Genomic DNA, 26,490 nt, shown 5'->3' with positions numbered 1-26,490 from the left:
CTGGGGCCCACGGGAGCGGGCCCCGCAGACCCGTCGCGCGTATGAGGACCGGAGCAACCGCCGGCACGCGCGACCGAGACGAAGAAGAAAGACGAGGGGACTTTTCATGGCACAGACGGTTTCTGAGCTGATCGCAACCCATGCGGAGGATGCGCCCGCCATTGGCGCACCCGAGCGGGACTGGCTGAGCTATGGCGGGCTGCGCGCCCAGAGCGCCGCGACGCGCGATGCGCTGCATGCGGCGGGTGTGGGACGGGGCGACCGGGTGGCCATCGTGCTGCCCAACGGGCCCGAGATGGCCTCGGCCTTTGTCACCATTGCCCAGACCGCGACAACGGCCCCGCTGAATCCGGGCTACCGGCAGGAAGAATACGAGTTCTACCTGAGCGATCTGAGCGCCAAGGCGATTGTTCTGGCCGAGGGCTATGACGGCCCCGCCCTGGCTGCCGCGCGGAGCTCGAACCTAACGGTGATCCGTCTGGCCTTTGACGCGGCTGAGCCCGCGGGCACCTTCACGCTGACCCCCGAGGGCAGCGCCGGGACCGCGGATACCGCCGCGCCGACCCCGGATGACGTGGCCCTGATCCTGCACACTTCGGGCACGACTTCGCGCCCCAAGATCGTGCCGCTCCTGCAGTCGAATGTGGCGGCCTCGGCGGCCAATATCCGAACCTCGCTGGAGCTGACCCCGGCGGATCGCTGCATGAATGTCATGCCACTCTTTCATATCCACGGGCTGATTGCGGCCGTGTCTGCCTCGCTCGAGGCCGGGGCGTCGATCTGGTGCACGCCGGGCTTCAACGCGCTGGCCTTCTTTGGTCAGCTCGAGACCTGCAAGCCCAGCTGGTACACCGCCGTGCCGACCATGCATCAGGCGATCCTGAGCCGCGCGGGCCGCAATGCCGAGATCATCGCCGGGGCCAATCTGCGCTTCTTGCGCTCGTCCTCGGCCTCCCTGCCGCCGCCCGTGATGGCCGAGCTGCAAAAGACATTCGGCGCGCCGGTGATCGAGGGTTACGGCATGACCGAGGCCACCCATCAGATGTGTTCCAACCCGCTGGGTTTTGACACGCAGAAGGCCGGCTCGGTCGGCGTGCCCGCCGGGCCGCTCGTGCGCATCGCCCATGAGAGCGATGATGTGCTGATCGACAATGGCACGATTGGCGAGGTCGTGATCTCGGGGCCCAATGTGACCCCCGGCTACGAGGGCAACCCGGACGCCAATGCCAAGAGCTTTTTCGAGGCCGAGGGCGCGCGCTGGTTCCGGACCGGCGATCAGGGCGCGTTCGATGCCGAGGGCTATCTGTCCCTGACCGGGCGCCTGAAAGAGATCATCAACCGCGGCGGCGAGAAGGTGTCTCCGCTGGAGGTGGACGCGATCCTGCTGGATCATGCGGAGATCGCGCAGGTCGTCACCTTCGCCCTGCCCCATCCCAAGCTCGGCGAAGAGGTTGCCGCCGCCGTGGTGCTGACCGACGGGTCCGAGATGACCGAGCGCGATATCCGCGACTTTGCCGCCTCGCGCCTTGCGGATTTCAAGGTGCCGCGCAAGGTCGTGCTGCTCGAGGAACTGCCCAAGGGTGCCACGGGCAAGATCCAGCGGATCGGCATGGCGGAGAAGCTCGGCCTCGTGGAGCAGGCCGCCTGACCCGCGCCTGATCCGACCCTGTCGCCGGTGGCCCCTGCGGGACGCCTCCGGCGGGAGTATTTTGGGAACAATGAAGAAGAGCGCGCGCGACCGGGCGGGCGTGGGAGACTTCCATGAAAATCTGTGTGTTCGGCGCCGGGGCCATCGGCGGCTATATGGGCGTGAAACTGGCACAAGCGGGCGCGGATGTGAGCCTCGTGGCGCGCGGGCCGCATCTGGCGGCGATGCAGGCGAACGGGCTGACCCTGATCGAAGAGGGCGACCAGCGCAGCACGGTGTCGGTCACTGCCTCGGACAATCCCGAGGATCTGGGCCCGCAGGATTATGTGATCGTCACGCTGAAGGCGCATTCGGTGCCGCCGGTCGTGCCGAAGATGCAACCCCTGATCGGGCCCGAGACCACGATCGTGTCCGGCGTGAACGGCGTGCCCTGGTGGTATTTCCACAAGATCGGCACGGATCTGGAGGGGACGCGGCTGGCCTCGGTGGATCCGGGGAACGCGCAATGGGACGGGTTCGGCCCGGACCGGGTGCTGGGCTGCGTGGTCTACCCGGCGGCCGAGGTGATCGAGCCCGGTGTGATCAACCATATCGAGGGCAATCGCTTCTCGCTGGGGGAGCCATCGGGCGAACGCTCGGACCGGGCGATGGCGCTGTCCAAGGCGCTGTCCTCGGCGGGGTTGAAGGCGCCCGTGCGCCCGCGGATCCGCGACGAGATCTGGGTGAAGCTCTGGGGGAACCTGTCCTTCAACCCGATCTCGGCCCTGACCCATGCGACGCTGGATGTGCTCTGCACCGATCCGGGCACGCGGGCCGTGGCCAAGGGCATGATGCTCGAGGCGCAGGAGATCGCCGAAAAGCTGGGCGTAAAATTCCCGATCGATGTGGAAAAGCGTATCGATGGCGGGGCCGCCGTGGGCGCGCACCGGACCTCCATGTGGCAGGATCTCGATCAGGGCCGCCCGATGGAGATCGACGCGCTGGTGAGCTCGGTTCAGGAGCTCGGCCGTCTGACCGAGACGCCGACGCCCACCATCGACACGGTGCTCGCCCTTGTCGCCCTTCGCGGCAAGACCGCCGGGCTCTACTAGGCACGAAAAAGGGCGCGCTGACCGCGCGCCCTCAGGGGCCTGCATTCCGTGAGTGGGCTCAGGCGTCGGCCGTCTCGGCGACCTTGTCCTTGAAGCTGGCAAAGAATTTCGCCGAAAGCTTTTTCGCGGTGGCCGCCACGAGCCGGGAGCCCAGCTGTGCAAGCTTGCCGCCGATCTCGGCTTTAGCCGTGTAGCTCAGAAGCGTTGCCGCGCCGCGATCCTCCAGCACCACATCCGCGCCGCCCTTGGCAAAGCCCGCCGCCCCGCCGGAGCCCTCGCCCACCAGCGAGAACCGCTCCGGCGCGCCGCTGGGATCGAGGGTGACATGGCCGGTGAAGCGCGCCTTGACCGGCCCGATCTTGAGCACGACCTTCGCCTCGAGCTCGGTCTCGGAATGCTGGATCAGCTCTTCGCAGCCGGGAACGCAGTCGCGGAGGATCTCCGGGTCGTTCAGGGCGGCATAGACCGCCGCGCGCGGTGCGGGGATCTCGATCTCATCGGTCAGGTTCAGGGACATGGCGTCCTCCTCTCAGCAACAGGGAAACTTGATGCGGCTCAGGACATCGGCCTGGGCCTTGGTGGGCTTGAGCCGGGCGACCAGCCGCGGGAACAGGGCCCTCATGCGCCCGCCTCCCGCTGGGGACTGCGGCGGGCGGCGACGATCTCGGCCAGGATCGACAGGGCGATCTCCTCGGGGGTGATCGCCTTGATGTCGAGACCGGCAGGTGCCTTGACCTGATCGAGCAGCGCGGAGGCGAGGCCGTCAGCCTCGAGCCGGGCGCGCAGGGTCGCGAATTTCCGGCGGCTACCGACAAAGGCGATATAGCTGCCCCCAGCGGCCAGGGCCGCACGCAGGGCCGCCTCATCGCCCTTGCCTTGCGTGGCGATCACGAGAAAGCGCGCCGCATCCGCGCCCGTATCAAAGGCATAGCTGTCAGCGAGGCGCACGCCCTCGGGCGCCTCCTCGGCCGACAGGCCCGGCGCGGCAAGCGCGAGGTCGAAATCGAACCCGGCCCCGAGCCGGGCCAACGCACGCGCCACGGGACCCGCCCCGCAGATCTGCAGGACCGGGCGCGGCAGGACCGGCTCGACGAACACATCCATCGAACCCTTGGAAGGGCAGCCATTGCGGGCAAACCGGACGCCAGCGCGTTCTTCGCCGGGGGCGACGCCCTCAGCCTCGAGGATCTCTTCGGGGCGCAGTGACAAAAACCGCGTCTCGCCATCGGCCACGGCCTCGCGCGCGGCGCGCCCGATGGCCCCGCGGATGCAGCCGCCGCCGACCCAACCCGCCAGTATCTCGCCCTCGGCTGAGACCAGCGCCTTGGCCCCGGGCTTGGCGGAGGTCGCCTCGAGCGTGCGGACCACCGTGGCCACCGCAAAGGCACGGCCCTCGGCCCGCAGACCGGCCATTTCGCGTTCCAGAGCGTCCATCACAGCCCTCCCAGTTCTGTTTCAAGTGCGGCCAGATCCGCAAGGGTCGCCGCCGGGGCAAAGAGATCGAGATGCGGCATGGCCGCCGCCATCGCCCCCGAGACCGGCGCGTAATCCCGCCAAGATTTCAGGGGGTTCAGCCAGATGATCTTGCACCCCCGGCGTTTCAGACGCGCCAGCGCCGCCCCGGTCTGGCCGGTTTCGCCCGTGTCGTAGCCATCGGACAGGATCAGCACGACCGTCCGGTTATCCACGAAACGGCGCGCATAGGTGCTGGCATAGGTGTCGAGCGCCGCGCCGATTTTCGAGCCGCCTCCGAACCCATCGGCCAGCAGGCTGAGCCGGTTCAGGGCGCGGATCGGATCCTCGTCGCGCAGCGCGCCGGTGATCCGCACCAGACGGGTGTGAAAGAGATAGGCATCCGAGGCGGGATCGGCCCGCATCAGCCCCGCGAGAAAAGCCAGAAAGACCCGGGCATAGACCGTCATCGAGCCCGAGACGTCGCAGAGTGCCGCGATCTTCACCGGGCGCTCCGGACGGCGGCGGCGCGCAAGGCGCAGGGGCTCGCCGCCCGCGGCCAGGGATCGTCGGATCGTGCGGCGAAAGTCGATGCCGGGGCCGCGCGTGGCGGCCTTGCGACGCCGCGACCGGCGATCGCGCAGCGCCTTACCCAACCGTTCAGCCACCCGCTCAGCCGCGCGGATATCCGCAGCCGACACCACGTCGCGCAGATCCTTTTTCATCAGGTTCTGGACCTGCGAGGCGATGAGCTTGCCCGCGCCGTCCATCTCTGCCTCGCCTGCGCCGTCCTCGGGGCTCTCGGCCCGTCCGCGTCCGCCCTGCGGGCCATCCGCGATCTCGGAAGAGCTGTTTTGCGGCGTGGGCGCCTTGGGGCTCGGCACGGATTTTTCCCGCACGCGCCCGCCATTGAGCCAATAGGCATCAAAGAGCCCGTCAAACTGTGCCACTTCGGCCTGCGACCCTGCACAGACCGCGCGCAGGGCGGCCCGGGCCGTAGCCGGGCGCGTGGCATCAACGCAGGCCAGCGCCTCGAGCCCAAGCTCGGCCGCACCGACGCCCAGCGTCATGCCATGGCTGCGCAGATGGGCCATGAACCCGGCCATGCGCGCCGCCGGGCCGGCATCGCGAGCGGCAAAGCGGGTGACGCGGCTCATGCCGCCTTGCCCGCCAGCCGCTGGGCCACCTCGAGAGGCAGTGCATCCCGGTCGGTCCGGGTCTTGAGCAGGGTCGCGAGCGTCGCACCCAGCACCTGCGGATCGTCGTTCAGATCCGCGATCCCGAGCCCCGACAGCGCGGCGGCGAAGTCGAGCATCTCGGCGATGCCCGGCTTCTTTTCCAGATCTTCGCGCCGCACCGATTGCACAAAGCCGACGATCTGCGCCGCCAGATGATCGGCGATCTCGGGACAGCGCGCGACGAGGATCGCAAGCTCCGTCTCGCGGCTGGGATAGTCCACATAGGCGTAGACGCAGCGCCGCCGAAGCGCATCGCTCAGGTCCCGCGTGCCGTTGGCGGTCAGGATCACCGTAGGCCGCGTGACGGCCTTCAGGGTGCCAAGCTCGGGCACAGTGATCTGGTATTCCGACAGGATCTCCAGCAGGTAGGCCTCGAACTCCTCATCCGCCCGGTCGATCTCGTCGATCAGCAGAACCGGCGCCTTGTCCTGCCGGATCGCGGCCAGAAGCGGACGTTCGAGCAGGAACTCTTCCGAGAATACGCGCGCCTCGGCGGCGCGGGCCCGCTCCCCGTCCTCGGCCGCCGCCCGGATCGCCAGCAACTGGCGCTGGTAGTTCCACTCATAGATCGCATGGGCCGCATCCAGCCCCTCATAGCATTGCAGGCGGATCAGGCGCGTGGCCTGCACGGCGGCCAGCACGCGCGCGACCTCGGTCTTGCCGACGCCCGCCGCCCCCTCCAGCAGGAGAGGCCGCCCGAGACGCCCGGCGATATGCAGGGCCATGGCGAGATCGTCCGAGGCCACATAGCCCGTCTCCCCCATGGCCCTTTGCAAGTCGGTCCAATGTGTCATGTCATATCCGAAGGTCCGCGAGGGCCCGGCGCCTTGCACACCGTCCCCCGCGTCCCCTCGCTCCTCAGCCGTGGAGGCCGAGATCGTTGGCGGTCTTCCAGATCCGCCAATGGTCATGGGGCATGTGGCTCTGCCGGAGCCCAAAGGCCCGGAAGGCATCATGCACCGCGTTCGAGAAGGCCGGCACCCCGCCGACATTCGGGCTCTCGCCCACGCCCTTGGCCCCGATCGGGTGATGCGGGCTGGGGGTCTCGGTGAAGTCGGTGGTGTAGTTCGGCGTCTCCCACGCGGTCGGGATGAAGAAATCCATCAGCGTCCCGGTCTTGCAGTTGCCGATATCGTCATAGGCAATCTCTTGGCCCATGGCGATGGCGAGCGCCTCGGTCAGGCCGCCATGGACCTGCCCCTCGATGACCATCGGGTTGATCCGCGTGCCGCAATCATCCAGCGCATAGAACTGCCGGATCTCGTGCTCGCCGGTGTCCACGTCGATCTCCATGACGCAGATATAGGCCCCGAACGGATAGGTCATGTTGGGCGGGTCATAGTAGCTAACCGCTTCCAGCCCCGGCTCGACGCCCGGAATGGCCTGGTTATAGGCGGCATAGGCGATCTCCTGGATCGTCTTGAACCGCTCCGGCGCGCCTTTGACCACAAAGCGGTCCACGTCCCATTCCACATCGTTGTCATGGACCTCCAGCAGGTAGGCCGCGATCATCTGCGCCTTGGCGCGGATCTTGCGCCCGGCCAGCGCCGTGGCCGCCCCGGCGACCGGGGTCGAGCGCGAGCCATAGGTGCCCAGCCCGTAGGGTGCCGTGTCCGTATCGCCCTCTTCGATGGTGATGCTGTCTGCGGGCAAGCCGGTCTCGGTAGCGAGGATCTGCGCAAAGGTCGTGGCATGCCCCTGCCCCTGACTGATCGTGCCGAGCCGCGCGACCGCGGACCCCGTGGGGTGAATGCGGATCTCGCAACTGTCGAACATGCCCATCCCGAGGATGTCGCAGTTCTTCACCGGCCCCGCCCCGACGATCTCGGTGAAATGGGTCAGGCCAATGCCCAGAAGCTTGCGGGTCTCGCCGCGCTTGAACGCCTCGACCCGCTCGGCCTGTTCCTTGCGCAGGCCGTCGTAATCGACCGCTGCAAGGGCCTTGTCCCAGGCGGTATGGTAGTCGCCACTGTCGAACTCCCATCCGAGCGCTGACTGATAGGGGAATTGGTCGGCCTTGATGAAGTTGATCCGGCGCAGCTCTGCCGCGTCCATACCGAGCTCCATCGCCAGCACTTCGATCATCCGCTCGATGAAGTACGCGGCCTCCGTCACCCGGAAGGAGCAGCGATAGGCGACACCCCCCGGGGCCTTGTTTGTATAGACCCCGTCCACGCCCACATAGGCGACCGGAATGTCATAGGAGCCGGTGCAGATATGGAAGAACCCGGCGGGGAACTTGGTGGGGTCGGCGCAGGCATCGAACGCGCCATGGTCAGCCGTCACATGGCAATGGAGCCCGGTGATCTTGCCCTCTTTCGTGGCCGAAATCTTGCCCTTCATCCAGTAATCCCGGGCAAAGGCCGTGGCCATCAGGTTGTCCATCCGGTCCTCGATGAACTTCACCGGCTTGCCCGTCACGATGGAAGCCACGATGGAGCAGACATAGCCCGGATAAACACCGACCTTGTTGCCGAAACCCCCACCGATATCCGGCGAGATGACCCGAATATTGTGCTCTTCGATCCCGCTCAGAAGGCTCGCGACCGTTCGGACCACATGGGGCGCCTGGAACGTGCCCCAGAGGGTGAGCTTGCCGTTGACCTTGTCCATGCTGGCCACGGACCCGCAGGTCTCCAACGGGCATGGATGCGTGCGGTGGTAATAGACCATCTCCTCGACCACGACCTCGGCACTGTCGATCACCTGCTCGGTGGCGGTCTTATCGCCCTCTTCCCAGAGGAAGATATGGTTGTGGTGACGGCGCGGGCCATGGGCACCATCGGCACCAGGCTCCAGATCCTCACGCAGGACCACATCCGATTGCAGCGCCTCGAACGGGTCCACGAGGACCGGCAGTTCTTCGTACTCGACCTCGACCAGCTCCACCGCATCAGCGGCGATATAGCGGTCCTCGGCCACGACAAAGGCGACCTCTTGGCCTTGGAACAGGACCTTGCCATCGGCCAGCACCATCTGCTTGTCACCCGCGAGCGTCGGCATCCAGTGCAGGGACAGCGGCTCCAGATCCTTGGCGGTCAGCACCGCGACCACGCCGGGCAGCGCCATGGCCGCGTCGGTATTGATCGAGACCACCCGCGCATGGGCATAGGGGGAGCGTACGAAGTCGCCATGCAACATGCCGGGCAGTTTCACGTCATCGACATAGCTGCCCTTGCCCTGGGTGAAGCGCGCATCCTCGACCCGCTTGCGCGAGGAGCCGAGCCCCTTGAGCTTCTCGACCCGCTCCTCGCGGGTGGGAGGTGTCATGTCATTCATTCTGCGGCCTCCTTCGCGGCGTTCATCTCGGACGCGGCGGCCAGGATGGATTTGACGATGTTCTGATACCCGGTGCAGCGGCACAGGTTCCCGGCCATGCCGAAACGGACCTCCGCCTCGGTGGGGTTCGGGTTTTCCTGCAGCAGGCGGTGCGCGCGGGTGATCATGCCCGGCGTGCAGTAACCGCATTGCAGCCCGTGATGCTCCTTGAACATCCGCTGCAACACGTGGAGGTCATCGGGATCGCCCAGCCCCTCCACCGTGGTGATGTCGGCCCCGTTGGCCTGGGCCGCGAACACGGTGCAGGCCTTGACGGACTTGCCGTCCATCTCGACCGTGCAGGCCCCGCAATGGGAGGTCTCGCAGCCCACATGGGGGCCGGTGATGTTGAGCCGCTCGCGCAGCACGTAGATCAGCAGCTCGCGCGGCTCGGCCAGCATTTCCTCGGCTTTGCCGTTCACGGTCATCTTGATGTGCATCTTGTCAGACATGTCTGTCCCCCTCAGGCCCGCGACCACGCCCGGGCAACCGCCCGACCGAGGATCACGCCTGCTACGTGGCGTTTGAATTCGATCGGCCCGCGATTGTCGGGCATCGGATCAATATCGGTGAGCATGGCGGTCACGGCGGCCTTCACGGCCTCTGCATCGCAGGACGTGCCGCTGAGCGCCGCCCCGGCGGCCTCGGAATAGACCGGTGTATCGCTGAGATTGGTCATGGCGATGTCCACCTTGCCCGCGACCATGCCATCCTTCTCGATCAGAACGGCTGCCGCAGCGGTGGCGTAATCGCCGATCTTCCGCTTCTGCTTTTCATAGGCAAAGCCCTTGGCATGAGCGTCAAAGGCGATCTTGGTCAGGATCTCCTCATCCTCGCGCAGGGTCGTATAGGCGCCTTCGAAGAACTCCCGCGCCGCAACCTCGCGGGACCCGTCCGGACCCAGCAGGGTGAAAGTGGCATCCAGCGCCTGCATCAGGCCGGGCATGTCATTGCCCGGATCACCATTGGCGACGTTCCCGCCCACGGTCCCCATATAGCGCACCTGCGGATCGGCGATCTGCTCGGCGGCCTCCCGCAGGAGCGGTGCCCCAGCGTTGAGCGCGTCCGAGGTGATCAGCGCATGCTGGGTGACCATCGCGCCAATGGTGATCCGGCCCGCCTCGACGGAAATCTCGCGTAGTTCGGCGATGTCCTGCAGATCCACAAGATGCTCCACCGCGGCCATGCGCAGTTTCATCATCGGGATCAGGCTGTGCCCTCCGGCGAGGCAGCGCGCCTCGTCTCCATGGGTCTGCAGCACCTGCAGCGCGGATTCGAGGTCCGCAGGGCGGTGATATTCAAAGCCCGCTGGTATCATGTTCGGGTCCTCCTCTGGGTCGGGGGCGTCTCATGCGCCCATCTGCCTTGGCCTGCGACGCTAGTGCGACCGCCTGCCGCAGACCCACCGCCGACACATGGATCGAGAGGCGGATTTCACGAATTGCGCATATGGCGCACGAGTTGCGAACCCGTTCGCGCATGGGGCGAGAGCCCCAGTGCGGGGCGCGCGAATTCGGTCATTTGGTGACAGGCCGGGGCGCGGTTCGGCTCAGACGAGGCCCAGGGCGAGGCGCACATCCTGCAGACGCGAGCGGCTGACAGGCACCTTTTCAAGGGCCCCGGCCGCGTCGAAGAAGACCACGCCATTGTCTTTCTTGCGCTCGAAGCCGGTGACATGCGCCGGGTTCACAAGATAGCTGCGATGGGCGCGCACGAAATGCCCCCGGGGCAGGCGCGCCTCCGCATCCGAGATCGACCACGGGCAGAAGAGCTTCTGCGTCCCGCGATAGAGGATCGTGTAATGCCCCTCAGCCCGGATCGCGGTGACATCCCCGCTGTCGATGAAAAACGTCTTTCCATCAAGCTCATAGGGCACGGACTTGATCTGCGGTGTGAGCTCGGGATCCGGCAGGGCGTCGGGCTCTGGCGCGGGGTCCGGGTCGTCGGTCTGCGCCTCGGCTGCGCGTTGCTGTGCCTCCACCGCCGGGAGGAGCGTCACACTGGACAGTAAAAACGCGCCGCAGATCACGAAGGCGATCACCGCCACGATCAGGGCGAGCGTCGCGTTGCTGATCAGGGGTCCCGCTGCATCGGCCCCTTCGATGGCCGTGAAGGACGTGCCGTACATGGCCACGAAATGCACCGCGAAGACCGCAAGCCCGAAGAACAGCGTCCCCAGCAGGATGTTGCGATAGGTCCGCTCGCCATAGGCGATCCAGATCGCCGCGACCCCCAGCAGGATCGAGGCGGCCCCGGCCTCCAACAGCCCGAGCAGGGTATAATCCGGCTGGCACAGGCGCATCCCGGACATGCCGATATAATGCATCACCGGAATGCCCAGCCCGACGCAAACCCCGGCCAGGGTGATCGTCTGGCGCGAGCGCGGCAGGAAATGCAGGATCAACAGAGCCACACCCACGATCAGGATCGCCACCAGCGCCGAGATCAGGGTGATGAGAGGGTCGTAATAGAACAGGATCGGCAGTTGCAGTCCCAGCATGGCCACGAAATGCATCGCCCAGATGCCCCCGCCCAAGGCGACGGCAGCCATGGCCACCCGGGTCTTGCGCGGCCCCGCATGCAGCGCCGAGGCCCCCTTGGTCAGCGACAGGCCCGTGAACCCGGCCATGAGCGCCACCGCAAGGGATGCGACCACGAGCCATTCGTTATGGGACACTTCCAGCACGCGGCTCCCCTCCCCAGTTGCTCCGTGCAGGGGATAAAATAGGCCCAAGGCCCCGCGTCGTCCATCACATTAGGGTGTCACGCCGTCTGGACAGTTACCGGCAATAGGGCTGCGCGGCGGTCCAGGCCTGCATGGATTGGCGTTTGGACGTGCTCAAAAGGGGCGCCCAATCGGCGGCGACGCCCCCGCGCCCGGCGGCGATCACCCCGTCCCGTGGCACGGTCACTGCCATGATGCGGATCGCGCAGGACAAGTTCGCCGGACCATCGAGCAGGGCATTGCCGGTTGTCGCCCGGCAGCCATAGCCCCGCGCCGTGGCGGGCGAGATTTGCGTCAGCCCGAACCACTGCCCGCCCCCACCCACGGCCTGCGGGTTCCACGTGCTCTCGTATTTCGCGAGCGCCGAGAGAAACCCTGTCCAGAATGCTGCCCGATCCTCGGGTCCCGCGCGCAGATAGGCCGGACACCAGTCGCGCACATCCGCCGGCGTCCCCGCAGGCAGCGCCGCGCCATGGGTGGCCAGCGCCGCCAAGGCAGCCCCGGTCAGCGCCTCTGCGTCGGGGCGGAAATCCCATTGGGTGACCGGCAGGTCCGGTGCCCCGCGTTCGGCCCGCCCGCCGCAGGCCGCGACCAGACAGACGGCGATCAAGCCCAGAAGGCGCGTGAAACGAGGCATGGTCCGGTCCTTTGCAAAGATCGCGCCAGCCTCGCCCATCGCCGCAGACAAGACCAGAGGCAAGCGCCCGCTTGGCAAAGATCGGCCTGCGCGGTCAGGGATTGATGGTGCAGGAGCCCGTGCCGCTGGCCTGCACGCAGCCTCCGGCGCAATTCGCCTCCACCAGGATCTCGGTCCCGTCGGTGCAGGTCACGACCACCACGCCCGCCTCGTTCGTATAGGCCCCGCAACTGCCCGTGTCGTTGCCCGTGTCGAGCCGGTAGGTCTTGTTCCCGCAATCGAGATCCATGACCGCGCGCTGACGACGCTCCTGCGTGCCGAAGGATTGTGGCCCGGAAAGCCTTGGCCGCTCGGCCCCCTGCTCCAGCCGCAATTGGGGTTCTGTCTGCGCCACGAGAGGTGCCGGCACCAACCAGCCGACCAGCAGGAGGGCGCACAGAGCCCCGAGCCGCCCTTGTGAGGTTTGAAAATACGTCATCACCCAATCTCCTTTTGCTGTCATAATGCGCGCAAGGTTGTCCGGGGCGGCGTTAGCACAGTGTTAGAGACCCAATCGGGCGAGGCGCCGTGATTTCCTGCGGTGACATGGCAAAGCTGTGTTAAGGTTTCTCGATTTTGTTCTTAACGAGAGTGCCCCGTATGAAACGTCCCGCATTGATCTCCCTTGTCTTTGTCGCCGCGCTGGCTGGCGCTGCCCATGCCACGCCGGTCACCCTGACCGGTCTGGCCATCGGCGATCCGGCCCCCGCAGAGGTGATTGCCGAGACCACGACCAATGGCGATTTCATGATCCGCGATATCGGGGGCAATCCGGGTCCGAGCCGCCTGAATGATGTGACAGACGAAAGCACGAGCTGGTCCTATGACCTCACTTCACAACTGAACGGAGGCGAGCTTAGTCAGGTGCTGTCCGCGACGCTGGTTCTCGATGCGAAGACGGGTGGCGACGTCCCGGCGACGGATCGCCTGTTCCTCGATGGTAAGTTCATCTCCAACCCGTTCGGCGGGCCTGTGAATTTCGACAGTTTCACGGTCGAGCTGGACCTGATCGCGCTCTATGGCGCCGATCATATCCTGCGGGCCGTGAACCGGGATGGGATCGTCAATTTCGGTCTGGGCAATGACAGTACGGCCACCCGCGCCCTGATCACCATCAATGGCACCCTCGCGACCGTGCCGCTGCCGGCTGGTGGCGGGCTGCTGCTTGGGGCGCTGGCGCCGATCGGCGGGGCGCGGATCGCGCGGCGAAAGCAGAGCCGGGGCCGCGCAATGCGCCTTGCCCCGACCTCGCGCCTCCCCTAAAACCGCTGCGTTCACTGGCGGAGACAGACCATGCTCGACCTCACATATGACACCCCGAAACCCAAGGTCATCGCGGGCGCGCGGGAGGATTGGGAACTGGTGATCGGACTCGAAGTCCATGCCCAGGTCGCGACCAATGCCAAGCTGTTCTCCGGCGCTTCGACGCTCTTCGGGGCCGAGCCGAATTCGAACGTGGCCTTCGTGGATGCGGGCATGCCGGGGATGCTGCCGGTGATCAACGAGGAATGCGTGGCGCAGGCCGTGCGCACGGGCCTGGGCCTGAAGGCCGAGATCAACCTGCGCTCGGCCTTTGACCGCAAGAACTATTTCTACCCGGACCTGCCCCAGGGCTACCAGATCAGCCAGCTCTACCACCCGATCGTGGGCGAAGGCGAAGTGCTGGTTGAGCTGGGCGATGGCACGGCCCGCGTGGTGCGGATCGAACGTATTCACCTGGAACAGGATGCCGGCAAGTCGATCCACGATATGGACCCGCATATGTCCTTCGTGGACCTGAACCGCACGGGCGTCGCCCTGATGGAGATTGTCTCGCGCCCGGACATTCGCGGCCCCGAAGAGGCCGCTGCCTATGTCTCGAAACTGCGCCAGATCATGCGCTATCTCGGAACCTGCGACGGCAACATGCAAAACGGCAACCTGCGCGCGGATGTGAATGTCTCGGTCTGCCGTCCGGGCGATTACGAGAAGTACCAGGCGACGCAGGATTTCGGCCATCTCGGCACGCGCTGCGAGATCAAGAACATGAACTCCCTGCGCTTCATCCAGCAGGCGATTGACCACGAGGCCCGCCGCCAGATCGCGATCATCGAGGATGGCGGCAGCGTCGACCAGGAGACCCGGCTCTATGATCCGGACAAGGGCGAGACGCGCTCCATGCGCTCCAAGGAGGAGGCGCATGACTATCGCTACTTCCCCGACCCTGACCTGCTGCCGCTGGAGATCGAACAGGGCTGGGTCGATGACATCGCCTCCGGCCTGCCCGAGCTGCCCGACGCCAAGAAGGCCCGCTTCATGGGCGATTTCGGCCTTTCGGATTACGATGCGAGCGTGCTGACCGCCGACACCACCAATGCCGCCTATTTCGAGGCCGTGGCCGGTGAGGCGGGCGATGGCAAGCTGGCGGCCAACTGGGTCATCAACGAGCTCTTTGGCCGGTTGAAGAAAGAAGACCACGACATCGCCGACAGCCCTGTCTCGCCAGCGCAACTCGCCGGGATCATCAAGCTGATCAAAGCCGATGCGATTTCGGGCAAGATCGCCAAGGACCTGTTCGAGATCGTCTATACCGAAGGCGGCGACCCGGCAGAGATCGTCGAGGCGCGCGGCATGAAGCAGGTCACCGATACCGGCGCCATCGAGGCCGCCGTGGACGAGATCATCGCCGCGAACCCGGCCCAGGTCGCCAAGGCCAAGGAGAACCCCAAGCTCGCGGGCTGGTTCGTGGGTCAGGTCATGAAGGCCACCGGCGGCAAGGCGAACCCGAAGGCGGTGAACCAGCTCGTCTCGGCCAAGCTGAGCCAGCAGTAACCCGCCCATGGGCCTGCGCCGCCCCCGCCCGGACCGCGACGCGGTGCTGGTCTATAACGAGCGGGTGAAGCTCTTTGCGACCTTCATGAACGCGCTGGCGCTGGGGTTGATCGGCTTTGCCATCCTGCGCCCGCTGACCGGAGCGGCGGCGGGCATGACGGCCTCCAGCCTGTGGTGGGGGCTCGCCGGACTGGTATTGCACGGTGTTTCGCACTATATACTAGGGTATCTGAAGAAGGAGACGCGCGATCCATGACGCTCTTTGAATTCATCATACCCGTTCTCGCCCTGGCGCTCGCCGCCGGAGGCGTACTTGTCCTGCGCCACGAACGGCGCAAACTCGACACCCAACTCGCCCGCCAACACGCCGCCGAGTAACCCGAGACGCCCCTTGTTGTCTGGTCAGTGCCCCCTCTGCGACGCGAGCGCAACATAGAGGCCGGTGACCACCTGCGATACGGCTTCCTTGTCCAACAGCCCGGCACATCCGGCACCATAGGCCAGCGCCAATCCCACATACCCGGCCCGGTGACACCACAAGGCACCGCAGACTTTCCTCACCTGATCTTCGAACCACTCTTTCATTGCCGTTCTCCACGGTTAAGCTGAGCGGGATCCCACCGGAGGGCTACTCCGGCATCGCGATGGGATCAGAGTGACAGGTTTTGCCTTTTCCACGTGAGGCGGCCTCCGGCGGAACAACAGGCGGAAACAGGCGGAATTGGTGTCTTCATTCGGAAAACGCCTCGGTGCCCTGATCAAGGAGCGCAGAGAGGCGGGCGGCTTCACGCAACGGGAGCTGGCGGAACAATCCTTTCCCGATCTCGAAGATCACGAGGGAAAAGAAAGACGTATCCGTGAACTTGAATCTGGGACCGTAGATCGCCCTCAACCGCGCAACTACACGCCTATCTGTGAAACCCTCTCGATCAGCCGGGATCAGGTGCGCCAACTCAAAACCGCCATCGACGAGCAGGTCGAGACCAACGCAGAGCACCTCTTGCGAGAAAACGCGGCACTGGCGGAACAACTCAAGCTCTCCGAAGCCCTCGTTATTGCCCTCGCCTATGAATACGCCGAAGGCACACCGACGGAGTTCGATGCGGCGATGGCCGGCCTGCGCAACGCATTGCAAGTCGCCGCGGACGCGCGCGCCAAAGGACGGCTGCCTAGCAATGTGGACGACGCGCTGACAGAAATCATTGCCCGCGTGGATGCCCTCAATGACGCTGGGGAGGTCGAGGCGGCCACCGCCGCCCTGCAAGAGGAAGAAGAGCGCGCGTCCGCCGGGCTCGCCCGGCTCTATGACAAAGGTCTCGCACAAGCGGTTCTGACCCGCGATGTAGATCTTGCGGTCTCCTATGAGGTCAAGCGTGTCTCGCTCGAGACACCGGACCCGGCTGCCTTGTACGGCGCTCTCGATACTATCCGCCGACAGCGGCGGGACATGGGCCGTGACAAGGGCCTCGCCTTCGATCTGGAGGTCGCCATCGCCTTGGGGGACACCCTCTACAATTGCGCGACCACCGACGAAGAACTGGGTATGGCTTTGGGCAACAAAGCTGTTGCCCTGCGAATTCTCGGAGAGCGCCTGCAATCCCCTGGCCCTTTGGCTGCGGCAGTCGAGACCTTCGAAAAGCTCCTCACAGTTTTTACACGTGATGAATTTCCGCGACTCTGGGCTACGGCGCAAAACAATCTCGGCAATACCTTGGGAACCCTTGGGAAGCGGCAGGACGACCTGGACGCCCTCATTCGCGCCATCGCCGCTTATGAAGCTGCGTTGGAGGTCCGCACCCGCGATGCCCTCCCCCTCGACTGGGCCACGACGCAAAACAACCTCGGCAATGCCCTCTCAATCCTCGGGGAGCGGCAGGACGACCCGGATGCCCTCACCCGCGCGATCGCAGCCTATGAGGCCGCGTTGGAGGTCCGCACCCGCGATACCCTCCCCCTCGACTGGGCCATGACACAGAACAATCTCGGCAATGCCCTGCAAACCCTCGGGGCGCGACAGGACGACCCGGACGCCCTCACCCGCGCCATTACCGCCTATGAGGCCGCGTTGGAGGTCCACACCCGCGATACCCTCCCCTTCGACTGGGCCATGACACAGAACAATCTCGGCAATGCGATGCAGACCCTCGGGGCGCAGGAGGACGACCCGGACGCCCTCGCCCGCGCGATCGCAGCCTATGAGGCCGCGTTGGAGGTCCGCACCCGAGATGCCCTCCCCCTCGACTGGGCCATGACGACAGAGAATGTGTCAAATGCTCAACGGTCTCAGGCTCGTCTGCTTTCGGGGGATACCGCGCGGCGCGCCTTGGAGGCAGCACTCTTACATGTGGAGCACGCGCTCACGGTCTATTCTCCGGAGAACACGCCCTATAATCATGGCGAAGCGACCCGGCTGCGCGACGGTATTCTCGCGGATTTGGACGCCCTGCCCTGAACCGCCGACGCGCCCATGAAAAAAGGCGGCACCCGTTCGGGCCCGCCTCTTTCCGTCGTCATATATATACTCCGCAGTCTGCGCTTAGGCAGCCTTGCGACGGCTCCGCAGAGCACCGGCACCGAGCAGCGCACCGCCCAGCAGCAGACCACCAGCCGGCAGCGGGATCGGAACGATCTCGGCCAGGATCAGGAAGTCGATTTCCGGTGCGATACCGCTACCAACGATTTCCGGATCGCCATAGGCATAGGTCAGCGTGATGCTTTCGCCTGCGCCAACAACGGCCGTGAAGTCGATGTCGTCAGACTTTGCTTCTGCCGTCATTGCAACGTCGGAGCCGAACGTCGTGGTGACGCCGCCCATGAACATTGCCGAGTTGGAGCCCAGCGTGATCTGGTTGATCGTCGTGGACTTCAGCGCGAATGCCGCATTCGACATGGAGGTGTTCTCGAACGTAAATGTCAGAGTTCCGCCCAGGTCAGCATCCGTGAAGACAGCGTTGTAGGAATAGCCCGACGCGAGGAGATCCACGGTATCGCCGGATTGGATGTTACCACTTTCAGTCAGAGCGCTTGCCGCACCAGGCAAGGCCAGACCTAAAGCAGCAATTGCTAAAGGTTTTAAGTTCATCGGTTACCCTCTTAGTTACTCACAAGTGACACACCTGCTAGAGCTACTTTAGGTTAACGCGCGGTTTCGAACAAGTTTGCTAACGTTGTGTAAACCTGAATCAGGGCAATTTTTCGACAAATGCGTAGTTTTTGAGACGCCAGCCTCCCAGCTCACGAACAATGCCGTAGCCGCTCCCGCATTGTTTTGCGCTGATGCACGACTAGGATCGGAGGCTCGGCGGGATCTGCCGTGCATCTGCGGAAAACCGCCCCAATGATTCGGCGGTGCAGCGTGCGCGGACACCGCCCCTTGCGCTCGGAAACGGGCCTGATACCGTGCCGCCGCGGCGCAGAAAAGGAACAGCGGAGATGTATGAATACAAGGCCATTCCGGCTCCGACACGACCCCTCAAACGCAAGGGTCTGAAGACGGTCGAGGATCGATTTGCCGCCACCATTTCCGAGGTGATGAACCAGACCGCCACCGAGGGGTGGGAGTATGTGCGGGCCGACACCCTGCCCTGTGAAGAGCGCAGCGGACTGACCTCGCGCACCACGCGGTTCCAGACGCTTCTGGTGTTCCGCCGCCCGTTGCACCCGGTTGCCGCGCAGCCCGAAACCGGGGGCGCTGAGCCGCCGCTGCAGCTATTGCCTGCGCCGGGTGAGACCCCTCCGGTCGCTCCGGCAGCCCCGCCGGCACCGTCCCCCGCGCCAGAGCCCCCTGCACAGGTGGCCCCGACGCCCGAGCCCCCGACACCACCCGTAGCGGCCCCGGCCGCCCCCAAAGTGGCCGCACCGGAACCTCCGGCACCGCAGCCCCGGACCGAGGCCCCTTCCGAGACGCCGCCGGGCCCCAAGCGCGTGCCCACTTTCGCCGATGCCCGGATCGAACCGCGACGCGTGGACCGCATCGCGCCCGAGACACTGACCGTGCTCAACTCCATGAAAGGCACCCGCCCGGGGGATGACGACGACACGCCGCCCTCCTCCGAACGCTAGGGCGCGTCAGACCTCGATCTTCAGGGCAAGCGCGTGAATGCGCCCGACCAGATCCGCCCCGAGCGCCTCATGGACCGCCCGGTGCCGTGCGATGCGGCTCATCCCTTCGAACCGCCCGGAGGCGATATGCACATTCCAATGGCTCTCGCCCCCCTCCTGATAGCCCGCATGACCGCGATGGGACTCGCTGTCATCGACCACCTCCAGGATGCGGGGGGCAAACGCTGCCTCAAGCTTGCCTTCGATCTCGGTTTTCACACCCATTTTGTCGCAATCCTCTTTGCTTGCTCGGACAAAGCATTAAACTCTCATCTCCGAGTCGAAAAGTGAGGTGCCATGTCCAAGAGTGATCCCTTCGGGTTCGATATGTCCGTATCGTCCTCCAAGAAGAAGAATCCCCGCGGTCGCCGCGGCATGTCCGGCGCTTCCGAGACCTCCACGCGGCAATGCGAGCATGAGGGCTGCACCGAAGCGGGCAAGTATCGCGCGCCGAAATCCCCCGACAGCCTCGATGAATATCTGTGGTTCTGTCAGAAGCATGCGCGCGAGTACAATCTGAAATGGAATTTCTTCAACGGCCAGTCCGAGGAAGAGATGGCCCGGCGCATGGACAAGGACCGGGTCTGGGATCGGGAGACCAAGCCCTTTAAGAAGTCCACGGAAGAGCGCGCCTGGGCGCGGCTCGGCGTGGATGATCCCCATCAGGTGCTCGGCGAGAACGCGACCCGGAACCCTGGAAAATCCATCACCGGCACCCGGCGCCTGCCACCGACCGAACGTCGCGCCATCGAGATTCTCGAGGCGAAAGACCACTGGACCAAGCCGGAAATTCGCAAGTCTTACAAAGCCCTAATCAAGGTTCTTCATCCTGATATGAACGGGGGCGACCGCAGCGATGAAGAGAAGCTGCAAGAGGTCGTCTGGGCCTGGGACCAGATCAAGGACAGCCGCAACTTCAAGGGCTGAGAGGCCCCGCTCGGGCGGGGCAATCCCGCGCCCCAAAGGGCGCGGCGGCGGCGGTCTGGCATCGGACAAGGCGCGCGCCCTCAGGCGCGCGACGCGCTATCGTTTGGCGCGACATCGCAACCATCTGTCTGAAAAAGGGCCTGCCGGGCGAGGTCTGGTACGGGCGGTGGGACTCGAACCCACACGGCACAAAGGCCTTCGGATTTTAAGTCCGATATGTCTACCATTCCATCACGCCCGCGGCTGTCTCTTGGCTAGGACGCGCGCGGACATGGTGCAACCGGAAAAATCGCCGCTAGAGTTCCTGGCCTTCGGGCGTCTCCGTGGGGGCGGCGAGATAGACCCGTTCGGGCAGCCACGGGTTCAGCGCCACCGCCTCGCGCAGCACCGCCTGGGCCTGCAAGGCGCGGCCCATCCGGATCAGCGTGAGGGCCTTGCCAGACATGGCCGCCGTATGGGTCGGGCTGCGCGCCAGGGCCTCGTCCAGATCCGCCAGGGCGGGCTCGTAATCCTCCTGCAGGAACCGGGCGAAGGCGCGCTGGTTCCAGCCCTCGGCATAGTCCGGGCACAGCGCGATGAGCGCCGTGAAGGTCTCGACCGCGCCAGCGAAATCATAGCTCTGGCGTTGCGCCATGCCCCGGTCCAGAAGCTGCTGCGCGGCGGCATCCGGGGCCTCGGTCCAGACCTGCCAGAGGGCGATGGTCAGCGGACGCGCCGCAGCCTCGGAGGGGGCCGATTGCAACCGGTCATGGATCTGGGCGATCTCGACGCTGCGATCGCGCACGGGCGCGCAGCTGTCGGCCAGAGCCGGGGTCGCGAGGGCAAGACAGAGAAGCGGGGCGCAAAGATACGCGGGACGAATATGGGCCATGGCGCGAGACTTGGCGCAAATCCGGGCCGGGTCAAATCCCGCGCCCGCGAGCGCGCCCCCTTGACCTGAGCCGCGCAGAGGCGCACCTCCTGCCCCATGTTTCCCATCCGCGACCACAATCCGTCCGAACGCACACCCTATGTCACCCTCGCGCTGATCGCGATCAATGTGATGGTCTTCCTGTCATATTTCCCCATTCTCGGGGATGCGCGGGCCTCGACCCAGGTCTTTCTGACCTGGGGCCTTGTGCCCGCCGAGCTCTCGTCGGGGGGCGGGGTTGCGAACATCTTCACCTCCATGTTTCTCCATGGCGGGATCATGCATCTGCTGGGCAATATGCTGTTTCTATGGGTGTTCGGCGACAATCTTGAGGACGAATTGGGCCATGGGACCTTTCTGGGGTTCTACCTGCTGAGCGGCGTGGGGGCCGGGCTGGCGCAGGTGATCTCGGCCCCGAACAGTCCGATCCCCATGGTCGGGGCCTCGGGCGCGATTGCCGGCGTGCTGGGCGGGTATCTCTTGCTCTATCCCAAGGCACGGGTGGATGTGTTGTTCATCATCGTGATCATCTTCAAGATCATCCCGATCCCGGCGGGCATTGTCCTGACGGTGTGGTTCGCGATGCAGGTGTTTTCCGGGGCCGCCACCCCCGCGGGCAGCGGCGGCGTGGCCTATTGGGCCCATGCGGGCGGGTTCCTGGCCGGGCTGGTGATGATCCTGCCGCTCTGGCTGAAATTGGGCGGTCCGGGGTTCTGGCGTCGGACCCATGGTCATCCGGATCATCCTGAGGCACGCTACCGCCGTGTTTCGACCCGCATTCCCAAGGTAAGACGCCGCCGATGACCCGACCCGAGCCCCCGACCCGCCTGTCCTGCCATTGCGGCGCCGTTGTTCTGGAGCTGCGGCTCGCGGACGGGTTCCGCACGGCGCGGCGCTGCGACTGCTCCTTCTGTCGCAGGCGCGGGGCCATCGCGGTCTCGGTCAAGCTGCCGGATTTGCGGGTCGTGCAGGGCGCAGAGGCGCTGCGGCTCTACACTTGGGGCACGGGCACCGCGAAGCATTACTTCTGCGGGATCTGCGGGATCTACACCCACCATCAACGGCGCTCGGATCCGACGGAATACGGGGTGAATGCCGCAGCCCTCGACGGCGTGAACCCGCGCGATCTGGGCGAAGTGCCCTGGGCAGACGGCGTGAACCACGTGTCGGATTCTGCCCCCCGCTAAACCCTGCGTTCGGCGGGCCTGCGGCCCGTCCGGGCTCAGCGCGCGCGGATGGTCTGGGCGAACTTGCCGAAGATCGGCTCGTTGGCCGCAAGGATATGCCCGTCCTCGAGCATGGACTGCCCCTCGCGGATCGGCTCCACCAGCCCGCCCGCCTCGCGCACCAGCACGATGCCCGCCGCGATATCCCACGGTTTCAACCCACGCTCCCAGAAGCCCTCGTAGCGGCCCGCCGCCACATAGGCGAGATCGAGCGCCGCCGCCCCCCAACGCCGCACGCCCGCGCATTGCGGCAGGATCTGCCCCAGATCGCCCAGCGTTGCCGGCAGGTACTTGTTGTTCGCAAAAGGCAGGCCCGTGGCAAAGACCGACTCGATCATCGCCCGGCGCGACGAGACCCGCATCCGCGTTTGGTTCATCCAGGCGCCCTGCCCCTTCTCTGCGAAAAACATCTCGTCCTTGGCCGCATCGAACACGACCCCGGCGACCACCTCGCCCTTATGCTCCAGCGCGATCGACACCGCCCAATGGGGCATCCCGTGCAGGAAGTTCGTCGTCCCGTCCAGCGGGTCCACGATCCAGCGCCGGGTCGGGTCCGCGCCCATCACCTCGGCCTTGCTCTCCTCGGCCAGCCAGCCGTAAGTCGGCCGCGCCTCGCGCAGCTCGGTCTCGAGGATCTCCTGGGCGCGAAGATCCGCGCGGCTCACGAAATCGCCCGCCCCCTTCATCGAGGCCTGGAGGTTCTCAACCTCGCGAAAATCCTTCACGAGGCTGCGCCCCGCGGCCCGCGCGGCCTTGATCATCACGTTGAGATTTGCACTTCCAATCGCCATTCCCGGCCTCCTGAATTCCAGCGCATGGCTATAGACCCGGGGCTGCGCGCTGCCAACCCCCAAACACCGCCGCCGATGGCTGGTTTTGCCCCGAGCCACACCCATATGAAGGGGATGTTGACCCGTCGCGCCGCCCTCACCCTGACCTCCGCCGCCCTGATCGCGCCCCCGGCCCGCGCCAATGCGTCCTGGGACGGCGTGGCCGAGGCCGCGCGCCGGCTCGATCAGCTCCACAGCCTCACCATTGCCCACCGGGGCGAGACCGTGCTGGCCGAGGCGTTTCGCGGCCCGGCCCTGAGCCGCCCCGCGCCGATCAAATCCGTGTCGAAATCCCTCGTCGCCCTCCTGCTCGGCGCGGCCATCGACCGGGGCGAGATCCCGGGCCCCGCCACCCGCCTGGCCGAGATCGCCCCCGGGCTGATCCCGCAAGGGGCGACGCCCATCGTGCCGGATCTCACCATGGCGGACCTGGTGACCATGCAAACCGGGCTGGAGCGCACCTCGGGTGCCAATTACGGCGGCTGGGTCGCAAGCCCGAACTGGGTCGCCGATGCCCTGTCGCGCCCGCAAGTGGGCCAGCCCGGACAGGGCATGCTCTATTCCACCGGCAGCTTCCACGTGCTGGGTGCTGCGCTGGCAGAGGCCACGGGGATGAGCCTGCTGGCCCAGATGCGCGACCGGATCGGCAGCCCGCTCGGGATCGAGATCCCGGCCTGGACCCGCGATCCCCAAGGCTACTATCTGGGCGGCAACGAAATGGCCCTGCGCCCGGCGGATCTGCTGCGCATCGGCGAGATGGTCCGCGAGGGCGGCACCGGGAACGGGGCCCCGGTGATCAGCGCCGACTGGATCACCGCCTCGGCCCAGCCGCGCACGCGCTCGCGCTTTTCCGGTCTGGCCTATGGCTATGGCTGGTTTCTGGGGCGCGCCGATGGTGCCCGCTTCCTGCTCGCCCGCGGCTATGGCGGCCAGATCCTCTGCATCCTGCCCGAGCGCGCGCTCACCATCGCGATCACCTCCGACCCCACGCGCCCCGCCCGCTCCGGCGGCTATTTCGGCGCGCTGATGAGGCTGATCGATGGCACCATCCTGCCCGCAGCGCGCAGCACCTGAGATCTTAAGTCTCTAAATATCCCCGCCGGAGGCTCCCGCCCCCTCAGCCTGCCCGGCCCTCTGCAATTTCAGCGGCTCGGTCCGGGCCAGCCGGATCACATGGGACATGAAGGGCAAGGTGGTCTCGTCCCGCCGGGTCGCGGCATAGAGCCGCTTGGTCACGCCACCCTCTGTCAGGGGCCGGGTCACGTAGTCGGAATTGTAGCGTACCTCGCGCACCACCCAATCCGGCAGCACCGCAACGCCCCGGTTCGACGCCACCAGCAGCAAGATCACCGCCGTCAGCTCCACCTGCCGAAGCGCCCGGGGCTCGATCCGCGCCGGAATCAGCAGCTCCGAGAACACATCCAGCCGCGCCCGCTCCACCGGATAGGTGATCAGCAGCTCATCGCGAAAATCCTCGGCCTCCACATAGGGCTTCTGCGCCAGCGGATGGGCGGCGGAGGCCACGAAAACCGGCTCGTAATCAAAGAGCGGCGTGAAATCGATCCCGGGCAGATCCTCCGGGTCCGAGGAAATCACCAGATCCACCTCCTCGCGCTGCAGGGCGGGCAAGGCCTGAAACTGCAGGCCCGGGCGGATATCCACATCCACATCGGGCCAGGCCTTGCGGAACTGCTCCAGCACGGGAAAGAGCCACTCGAAACAGGCATGGCACTCGATCGCGATATGCAGCCGCCCGGTCTTGCCCGCCTTGATCCCGCGGAACTCCTCCTCCAGCGCTGCGACCTGGGGCAGCACCTGCTCGGCCAGCCGCAAGAGCCGCATCCCCGCCGCCGAAAGCTTCAGCGGCTTGGACCGGCGCACGAAGAGCTCTAGCCCGGCCTGATCCTCCAACCCCTTGATCTGGTGTGACAAAGCCGATTGCGTGATGTTCAGAATATCGGCGGCCTTGGCCAACCCGCCCGCCTCGTGGATCGCCTTGACCGTGCGCAGATGTCGAAATTCCAGATGCATGACCTGAGCCGCCTTCATGTTTATCTTGAAGATTATGAAATTGTCTCAGATTGGCAAGTGTGCGAACTAGCCTGCAACCCAAGATCAGGATTATCTCATGTCCGCGCCGCGCGTCTCGTTCGAATTCTTTCCGCCGCAATCCATCGCCGCCTCCTTCCGCCTCTGGGATACGGTCCAGACCCTCGCGCCCCTCGACCCGAGCTTCGTCTCGGTGACCTATGGCGCGGGCGGCACGACGCGCAAGCTGACCCATGACGCGGTGGCCACCATCGGCAAGAATTACGGGCTGAACGTGGCCGCCCACCTGACCTGCGTCGAGGCGACCCGCGCCGAAACCCTCGAGATCGTCGAGGGCTACGCGGCAGCGGGCGTCACCGAGATCGTCGCCCTGCGCGGCGACCCGCCCAAGGGCGCAGACGGGTTCACCCCGGCCCGGGATGGCTTTGCCAGCTCGGTCGAGCTGATCGAGGCTCTGGCAGCCACTGGCAAGTTCAACATCCGTGTCGGCGCCTATCCGGACCAGCACCCGGAGGCAGCGACCGCCCAGGCGGATGTGGATTACCTCAAGCGCAAGATCGACGCCGGGGCCTCCGCCGCGATCACCCAGTTCTTCTTCGAGGCCGAGACATTCTTCCGCTTCCGCGACCGCTGCGTGGCCGCCGGGATCGATGCGCCAATCATCCCGGGCATCTTCCCGATCGAGAACTGGACCAAGGCCCGCAATTTCGCCCTGCGCTGCGGCACCAAGGTCCCTGCCTGGCTCGACGAGGCCTTTGCCGCCGCCACCCGCGATGGCCGCGAGGAGCTGCTCTCCATCGCGCTGGCCACCGAGATGTGCACCGAGCTGCGCGAGGGCGGGGTCGAGGATCTGCATTTCTACACCTTGAACAAACCCGAGCTGACCCGCGAGGTCTGCGCCGCCCTGGGCGTCAGCCCCAAGGCTGCGCTCTCCGAGGTGGCCTGACGTAACGTCACGGCTGCCCCGCCCCGCCGCACTGCCTAGCATTTGCGGGCAGGCAAAACCGGGGGGATCATGACCGACAACTTCGCCGTGGTGGATCGCGAGACGCTGCTCTCGCTCTCGGGACTCGAGTTCATGCAGGGCATGCTGCGCGGGGACCTCCCCCGCCCGCCGATCTCGGTCGGGCTGGGATACCGGCTGACCTCTGTCGAGACGGGCCGCGTGGTCTTCACCGGCGCGCCCTCCGAGGCCCATTGCAACCCGATGGGCGGGGTGCATGGCGGCTGGTATGGCACGCTGCTGGACAGTTGCATGGCCTGCGCGGTGATGACCCTCGTGCCCAAGGGGCGGTTCTACACAACGCTGGAATACAAGATCAACATCACCCGCGCCCTGCGCCCGGGGGTCGAGATCACTGCCGAGGGGCTGATCGATCATGGCGGACGCACAACCGCCACGGCCCATGGCGAAATCCGCGGGGTCGCAGATGGCAAGCTCTATGCCACCGGCACCACCACCTGCCTGATCATGGATGGCTGACCCCG

30 protein-coding genes and 1 tRNA gene are annotated in these 26,490 nt (G+C 65.8%); 14 read left to right on the top strand and 17 right to left on the bottom strand.

What is annotated here, in order from left to right:
• Positions 1-106 precede the first annotated feature (106 nt).
• Together ACP150_RS16605 and ACP150_RS16600 are read left to right on the top strand one after the other, a co-directional pair.
• Positions 107-1,648, top strand: a complete 1,542-nt coding sequence (locus ACP150_RS16605) for an acyl--CoA ligase (RefSeq protein ID WP_424967787.1) — start codon at positions 107-109, stop codon at positions 1,646-1,648.
• 113 nt (positions 1,649-1,761) lie between these two features.
• Complete coding sequence (locus ACP150_RS16600; RefSeq protein WP_424967786.1) at positions 1,762-2,739, top strand: 2-dehydropantoate 2-reductase; 978 nt, start codon at positions 1,762-1,764, stop codon at positions 2,737-2,739.
• A gap of 58 nt (positions 2,740-2,797) precedes the next feature.
• Here the strand turns inward: ACP150_RS16600 and ACP150_RS16595 are convergent, their stop codons facing one another.
• The 10 genes from ACP150_RS16595 to ACP150_RS16550 all read right to left on the bottom strand — a co-directional run bounded on the left by ACP150_RS16595 (position 2,798) and on the right by ACP150_RS16550 (position 12,587).
• Positions 2,798-3,250, bottom strand: coding sequence for an SRPBCC family protein (locus ACP150_RS16595; RefSeq protein WP_424967915.1), 453 nt, complete (start codon positions 3,248-3,250; stop codon positions 2,798-2,800).
• Positions 3,251-3,357: 107 nt separating this feature from the next.
• The gene (locus tag ACP150_RS16590; RefSeq protein ID WP_424967785.1) at positions 3,358-4,173 is read right to left on the bottom strand and encodes an XdhC family protein; all 816 of its coding nucleotides are present in this window, start codon (positions 4,171-4,173) and stop codon (positions 3,358-3,360) included.
• On the bottom strand, positions 4,173-5,348 hold the full coding sequence (locus ACP150_RS16585; RefSeq protein WP_424967784.1) for a vWA domain-containing protein: 1,176 nt from the start codon (positions 5,346-5,348) through the stop codon (positions 4,173-4,175). The genes ACP150_RS16590 and ACP150_RS16585 overlap by 1 nt, the downstream gene beginning before the upstream one ends.
• Entirely contained in the window at positions 5,345-6,223 is an 879-nt protein-coding gene (locus ACP150_RS16580; RefSeq protein ID WP_424967783.1) for an AAA family ATPase, read from the bottom strand. The genes ACP150_RS16585 and ACP150_RS16580 overlap by 4 nt, the downstream gene beginning before the upstream one ends.
• Positions 6,224-6,287: 64 nt before the next feature.
• Entirely contained in the window at positions 6,288-8,708 is a 2,421-nt protein-coding gene (locus tag ACP150_RS16575) for an aerobic carbon-monoxide dehydrogenase large subunit (protein ID WP_424967782.1), read from the bottom strand.
• Entirely contained in the window at positions 8,705-9,199 is a 495-nt protein-coding gene (locus ACP150_RS16570) for a (2Fe-2S)-binding protein (RefSeq protein WP_424967780.1), read from the bottom strand. The genes ACP150_RS16575 and ACP150_RS16570 overlap by 4 nt, the downstream gene beginning before the upstream one ends.
• A gap of 11 nt (positions 9,200-9,210) precedes the next feature.
• Complete coding sequence (locus ACP150_RS16565; protein ID WP_424967779.1) at positions 9,211-10,065, bottom strand: FAD binding domain-containing protein; 855 nt, start codon at positions 10,063-10,065, stop codon at positions 9,211-9,213.
• 231 nt (positions 10,066-10,296) lie between these two features.
• A complete protein-coding gene (locus tag ACP150_RS16560) occupies positions 10,297-11,433 on the bottom strand; it encodes an MHYT domain-containing protein (RefSeq protein WP_424967778.1) in 1,137 nt (378 codons plus the stop codon).
• Between the two features lie 94 nt (positions 11,434-11,527).
• A complete protein-coding gene (locus ACP150_RS16555; RefSeq protein WP_424967777.1) occupies positions 11,528-12,109 on the bottom strand; it encodes a transglycosylase SLT domain-containing protein in 582 nt (193 codons plus the stop codon).
• A 94-nt stretch (positions 12,110-12,203) separates the two neighbouring features.
• Positions 12,204-12,587, bottom strand: a complete 384-nt coding sequence (locus ACP150_RS16550) for a hypothetical protein (RefSeq protein WP_424967776.1) — start codon at positions 12,585-12,587, stop codon at positions 12,204-12,206.
• Positions 12,588-12,748: 161 nt separating this feature from the next.
• Between ACP150_RS16550 and ACP150_RS16545 the strand changes: the two genes are divergently transcribed.
• From ACP150_RS16545 to ACP150_RS16530, 4 genes are read left to right on the top strand one after another with little or no spacing between them, the layout of a single operon-like run.
• Complete coding sequence (locus ACP150_RS16545) at positions 12,749-13,411, top strand: hypothetical protein (protein WP_424967775.1); 663 nt, start codon at positions 12,749-12,751, stop codon at positions 13,409-13,411.
• Between the two features lie 30 nt (positions 13,412-13,441).
• A complete protein-coding gene (gene gatB / locus ACP150_RS16540) occupies positions 13,442-14,959 on the top strand; it encodes an Asp-tRNA(Asn)/Glu-tRNA(Gln) amidotransferase subunit GatB (protein ID WP_424967774.1) in 1,518 nt (505 codons plus the stop codon).
• 7 nt (positions 14,960-14,966) lie between these two features.
• A complete protein-coding gene (locus tag ACP150_RS16535) occupies positions 14,967-15,215 on the top strand; it encodes a hypothetical protein (RefSeq protein ID WP_424967773.1) in 249 nt (82 codons plus the stop codon).
• Entirely contained in the window at positions 15,212-15,337 is a 126-nt protein-coding gene (locus tag ACP150_RS16530) for a hypothetical protein (protein ID WP_424967772.1), read from the top strand. The genes ACP150_RS16535 and ACP150_RS16530 overlap by 4 nt, the downstream gene beginning before the upstream one ends.
• Before the next feature lie 24 nt (positions 15,338-15,361).
• Here ACP150_RS16530 and ACP150_RS16525 read toward each other — a convergent pair whose 3' ends face one another.
• Entirely contained in the window at positions 15,362-15,544 is a 183-nt protein-coding gene (locus tag ACP150_RS16525; protein ID WP_424967771.1) for a hypothetical protein, read from the bottom strand.
• A gap of 358 nt (positions 15,545-15,902) precedes the next feature.
• Here ACP150_RS16525 and ACP150_RS16520 point away from each other — a divergent pair, with 358 nt between their 5' ends.
• On the top strand, positions 15,903-17,411 hold the full coding sequence (locus ACP150_RS16520) for a tetratricopeptide repeat protein (protein ID WP_424967770.1): 1,509 nt from the start codon (positions 15,903-15,905) through the stop codon (positions 17,409-17,411).
• Positions 17,412-17,495: 84 nt separating this feature from the next.
• On the opposite strand, the gene ACP150_RS16515 is transcribed toward ACP150_RS16520, so the two are convergent.
• Positions 17,496-18,041, bottom strand: a complete 546-nt coding sequence (locus tag ACP150_RS16515; protein WP_424967769.1) for a hypothetical protein — start codon at positions 18,039-18,041, stop codon at positions 17,496-17,498.
• A gap of 350 nt (positions 18,042-18,391) precedes the next feature.
• Between ACP150_RS16515 and ACP150_RS16510 the strand changes: the two genes are divergently transcribed.
• Entirely contained in the window at positions 18,392-19,021 is a 630-nt protein-coding gene (locus ACP150_RS16510) for a DUF4177 domain-containing protein (protein WP_424967768.1), read from the top strand.
• A 6-nt stretch (positions 19,022-19,027) separates the two neighbouring features.
• On the opposite strand, the gene ACP150_RS16505 is transcribed toward ACP150_RS16510, so the two are convergent.
• Positions 19,028-19,285 carry a BolA family protein gene (locus tag ACP150_RS16505; protein ID WP_424967767.1) on the bottom strand — a complete coding sequence of 86 codons (258 nt, stop codon included), beginning with the start codon at positions 19,283-19,285 and terminating at the stop codon, positions 19,028-19,030.
• Between the two features lie 72 nt (positions 19,286-19,357).
• Here ACP150_RS16505 and ACP150_RS16500 point away from each other — a divergent pair, with 72 nt between their 5' ends.
• Positions 19,358-19,987, top strand: a complete 630-nt coding sequence (locus tag ACP150_RS16500) for a J domain-containing protein (RefSeq protein ID WP_424967766.1) — start codon at positions 19,358-19,360, stop codon at positions 19,985-19,987.
• Between the two features lie 155 nt (positions 19,988-20,142).
• On the opposite strand, the gene ACP150_RS16495 is transcribed toward ACP150_RS16500, so the two are convergent.
• Both ACP150_RS16495 and ACP150_RS16490 read right to left on the bottom strand, forming a co-directional pair.
• Positions 20,143-20,228: transfer RNA gene (locus ACP150_RS16495), tRNA-Leu, on the bottom strand.
• Between the two features lie 54 nt (positions 20,229-20,282).
• Positions 20,283-20,858, bottom strand: coding sequence for a tetratricopeptide repeat protein (locus tag ACP150_RS16490; RefSeq protein ID WP_424967765.1), 576 nt, complete (start codon positions 20,856-20,858; stop codon positions 20,283-20,285).
• Positions 20,859-20,954: 96 nt separating this feature from the next.
• Between ACP150_RS16490 and ACP150_RS16485 the strand changes: the two genes are divergently transcribed.
• A complete protein-coding gene (locus ACP150_RS16485) occupies positions 20,955-21,701 on the top strand; it encodes a rhomboid family intramembrane serine protease (protein ID WP_424967764.1) in 747 nt (248 codons plus the stop codon).
• Positions 21,698-22,084: a GFA family protein gene (locus ACP150_RS16480; protein ID WP_424967763.1), complete on the top strand. Its 387-nt coding sequence runs from the start codon at positions 21,698-21,700 to the stop codon at positions 22,082-22,084. Before ACP150_RS16485 ends, ACP150_RS16480 begins: the two co-directional genes overlap by 4 nt.
• Positions 22,085-22,119: 35 nt before the next feature.
• Here ACP150_RS16480 and ACP150_RS16475 read toward each other — a convergent pair whose 3' ends face one another.
• Complete coding sequence (locus tag ACP150_RS16475; protein ID WP_424967762.1) at positions 22,120-22,914, bottom strand: inositol monophosphatase family protein; 795 nt, start codon at positions 22,912-22,914, stop codon at positions 22,120-22,122.
• 114 nt (positions 22,915-23,028) lie between these two features.
• On the opposite strand from ACP150_RS16475, the gene ACP150_RS16470 reads away from it, so the two are divergent.
• On the top strand, positions 23,029-24,027 hold the full coding sequence (locus tag ACP150_RS16470) for a serine hydrolase domain-containing protein (RefSeq protein WP_424967761.1): 999 nt from the start codon (positions 23,029-23,031) through the stop codon (positions 24,025-24,027).
• A gap of 12 nt (positions 24,028-24,039) precedes the next feature.
• Here the strand turns inward: ACP150_RS16470 and ACP150_RS16465 are convergent, their stop codons facing one another.
• On the bottom strand, positions 24,040-24,984 hold the full coding sequence (locus ACP150_RS16465; RefSeq protein ID WP_424967914.1) for a LysR substrate-binding domain-containing protein: 945 nt from the start codon (positions 24,982-24,984) through the stop codon (positions 24,040-24,042).
• Between the two features lie 97 nt (positions 24,985-25,081).
• On the opposite strand from ACP150_RS16465, the gene metF reads away from it, so the two are divergent.
• Positions 25,082-25,948, top strand: coding sequence for a methylenetetrahydrofolate reductase [NAD(P)H] (gene metF, locus ACP150_RS16460; protein ID WP_424967760.1), 867 nt, complete (start codon positions 25,082-25,084; stop codon positions 25,946-25,948).
• Positions 25,949-26,017: 69 nt separating this feature from the next.
• On the top strand, positions 26,018-26,485 hold the full coding sequence (locus ACP150_RS16455; RefSeq protein WP_424967759.1) for a PaaI family thioesterase: 468 nt from the start codon (positions 26,018-26,020) through the stop codon (positions 26,483-26,485).
• Positions 26,486-26,490 lie beyond the last annotated feature (5 nt).

It is taken from the genome of Dinoroseobacter sp. S375 (assembly GCF_049800775.1).
GTDB lineage: Bacteria > Pseudomonadota > Alphaproteobacteria > Rhodobacterales > Rhodobacteraceae > Dinoroseobacter.
Note: the sequence above shows the minus strand (reverse complement) of the source record. Positions and strands in the feature narration are given on the sequence as shown.

Excerpts from the sequence above, each read along its gene's own strand:
- ACP150_RS16605 (WP_424967787.1), top strand. The coding sequence starts at position 107 with ATGGCACAGACGGTTTCTGAGCTGATCGCAACCCATGCGGAGGATGCG.
- ACP150_RS16600 (WP_424967786.1), top strand. The coding sequence starts at position 1,762 with ATGAAAATCTGTGTGTTCGGCGCCGGGGCCATCGGCGGCTATATGGGC.
- ACP150_RS16590 (WP_424967785.1), bottom strand. The coding sequence starts at position 4,173 with ATGGACGCTCTGGAACGCGAAATGGCCGGTCTGCGGGCCGAGGGCCGT.
- ACP150_RS16585 (WP_424967784.1), bottom strand. The coding sequence starts at position 5,348 with ATGAGCCGCGTCACCCGCTTTGCCGCTCGCGATGCCGGCCCGGCGGCG.
- ACP150_RS16580 (WP_424967783.1), bottom strand. The coding sequence starts at position 6,223 with ATGACACATTGGACCGACTTGCAAAGGGCCATGGGGGAGACGGGCTAT.
- ACP150_RS16575 (WP_424967782.1), bottom strand. The coding sequence starts at position 8,708 with ATGAATGACATGACACCTCCCACCCGCGAGGAGCGGGTCGAGAAGCTC.
- ACP150_RS16570 (WP_424967780.1), bottom strand. The coding sequence starts at position 9,199 with ATGTCTGACAAGATGCACATCAAGATGACCGTGAACGGCAAAGCCGAG.
- ACP150_RS16565 (WP_424967779.1), bottom strand. The coding sequence starts at position 10,065 with ATGATACCAGCGGGCTTTGAATATCACCGCCCTGCGGACCTCGAATCC.
- ACP150_RS16555 (WP_424967777.1), bottom strand. The coding sequence starts at position 12,109 with ATGCCTCGTTTCACGCGCCTTCTGGGCTTGATCGCCGTCTGTCTGGTC.
- ACP150_RS16550 (WP_424967776.1), bottom strand. The coding sequence starts at position 12,587 with ATGACGTATTTTCAAACCTCACAAGGGCGGCTCGGGGCTCTGTGCGCC.
- ACP150_RS16545 (WP_424967775.1), top strand. The coding sequence starts at position 12,749 with ATGAAACGTCCCGCATTGATCTCCCTTGTCTTTGTCGCCGCGCTGGCT.
- gatB (WP_424967774.1), top strand. The coding sequence starts at position 13,442 with ATGCTCGACCTCACATATGACACCCCGAAACCCAAGGTCATCGCGGGC.
- ACP150_RS16535 (WP_424967773.1), top strand. The coding sequence starts at position 14,967 with ATGGGCCTGCGCCGCCCCCGCCCGGACCGCGACGCGGTGCTGGTCTAT.
- ACP150_RS16530 (WP_424967772.1), top strand. The coding sequence starts at position 15,212 with ATGACGCTCTTTGAATTCATCATACCCGTTCTCGCCCTGGCGCTCGCC.
- ACP150_RS16525 (WP_424967771.1), bottom strand. The coding sequence starts at position 15,544 with ATGAAAGAGTGGTTCGAAGATCAGGTGAGGAAAGTCTGCGGTGCCTTG.
- ACP150_RS16515 (WP_424967769.1), bottom strand. The coding sequence starts at position 18,041 with ATGAACTTAAAACCTTTAGCAATTGCTGCTTTAGGTCTGGCCTTGCCT.
- ACP150_RS16510 (WP_424967768.1), top strand. The coding sequence starts at position 18,392 with ATGTATGAATACAAGGCCATTCCGGCTCCGACACGACCCCTCAAACGC.
- ACP150_RS16505 (WP_424967767.1), bottom strand. The coding sequence starts at position 19,285 with ATGGGTGTGAAAACCGAGATCGAAGGCAAGCTTGAGGCAGCGTTTGCC.
- ACP150_RS16500 (WP_424967766.1), top strand. The coding sequence starts at position 19,358 with ATGTCCAAGAGTGATCCCTTCGGGTTCGATATGTCCGTATCGTCCTCC.
- ACP150_RS16490 (WP_424967765.1), bottom strand. The coding sequence starts at position 20,858 with ATGGCCCATATTCGTCCCGCGTATCTTTGCGCCCCGCTTCTCTGTCTT.
- ACP150_RS16485 (WP_424967764.1), top strand. The coding sequence starts at position 20,955 with ATGTTTCCCATCCGCGACCACAATCCGTCCGAACGCACACCCTATGTC.
- ACP150_RS16480 (WP_424967763.1), top strand. The coding sequence starts at position 21,698 with ATGACCCGACCCGAGCCCCCGACCCGCCTGTCCTGCCATTGCGGCGCC.
- ACP150_RS16475 (WP_424967762.1), bottom strand. The coding sequence starts at position 22,914 with ATGGCGATTGGAAGTGCAAATCTCAACGTGATGATCAAGGCCGCGCGG.
- ACP150_RS16470 (WP_424967761.1), top strand. The coding sequence starts at position 23,029 with ATGTTGACCCGTCGCGCCGCCCTCACCCTGACCTCCGCCGCCCTGATC.
- ACP150_RS16465 (WP_424967914.1), bottom strand. The coding sequence starts at position 24,984 with ATGCATCTGGAATTTCGACATCTGCGCACGGTCAAGGCGATCCACGAG.
- metF (WP_424967760.1), top strand. The coding sequence starts at position 25,082 with ATGTCCGCGCCGCGCGTCTCGTTCGAATTCTTTCCGCCGCAATCCATC.
- ACP150_RS16455 (WP_424967759.1), top strand. The coding sequence starts at position 26,018 with ATGACCGACAACTTCGCCGTGGTGGATCGCGAGACGCTGCTCTCGCTC.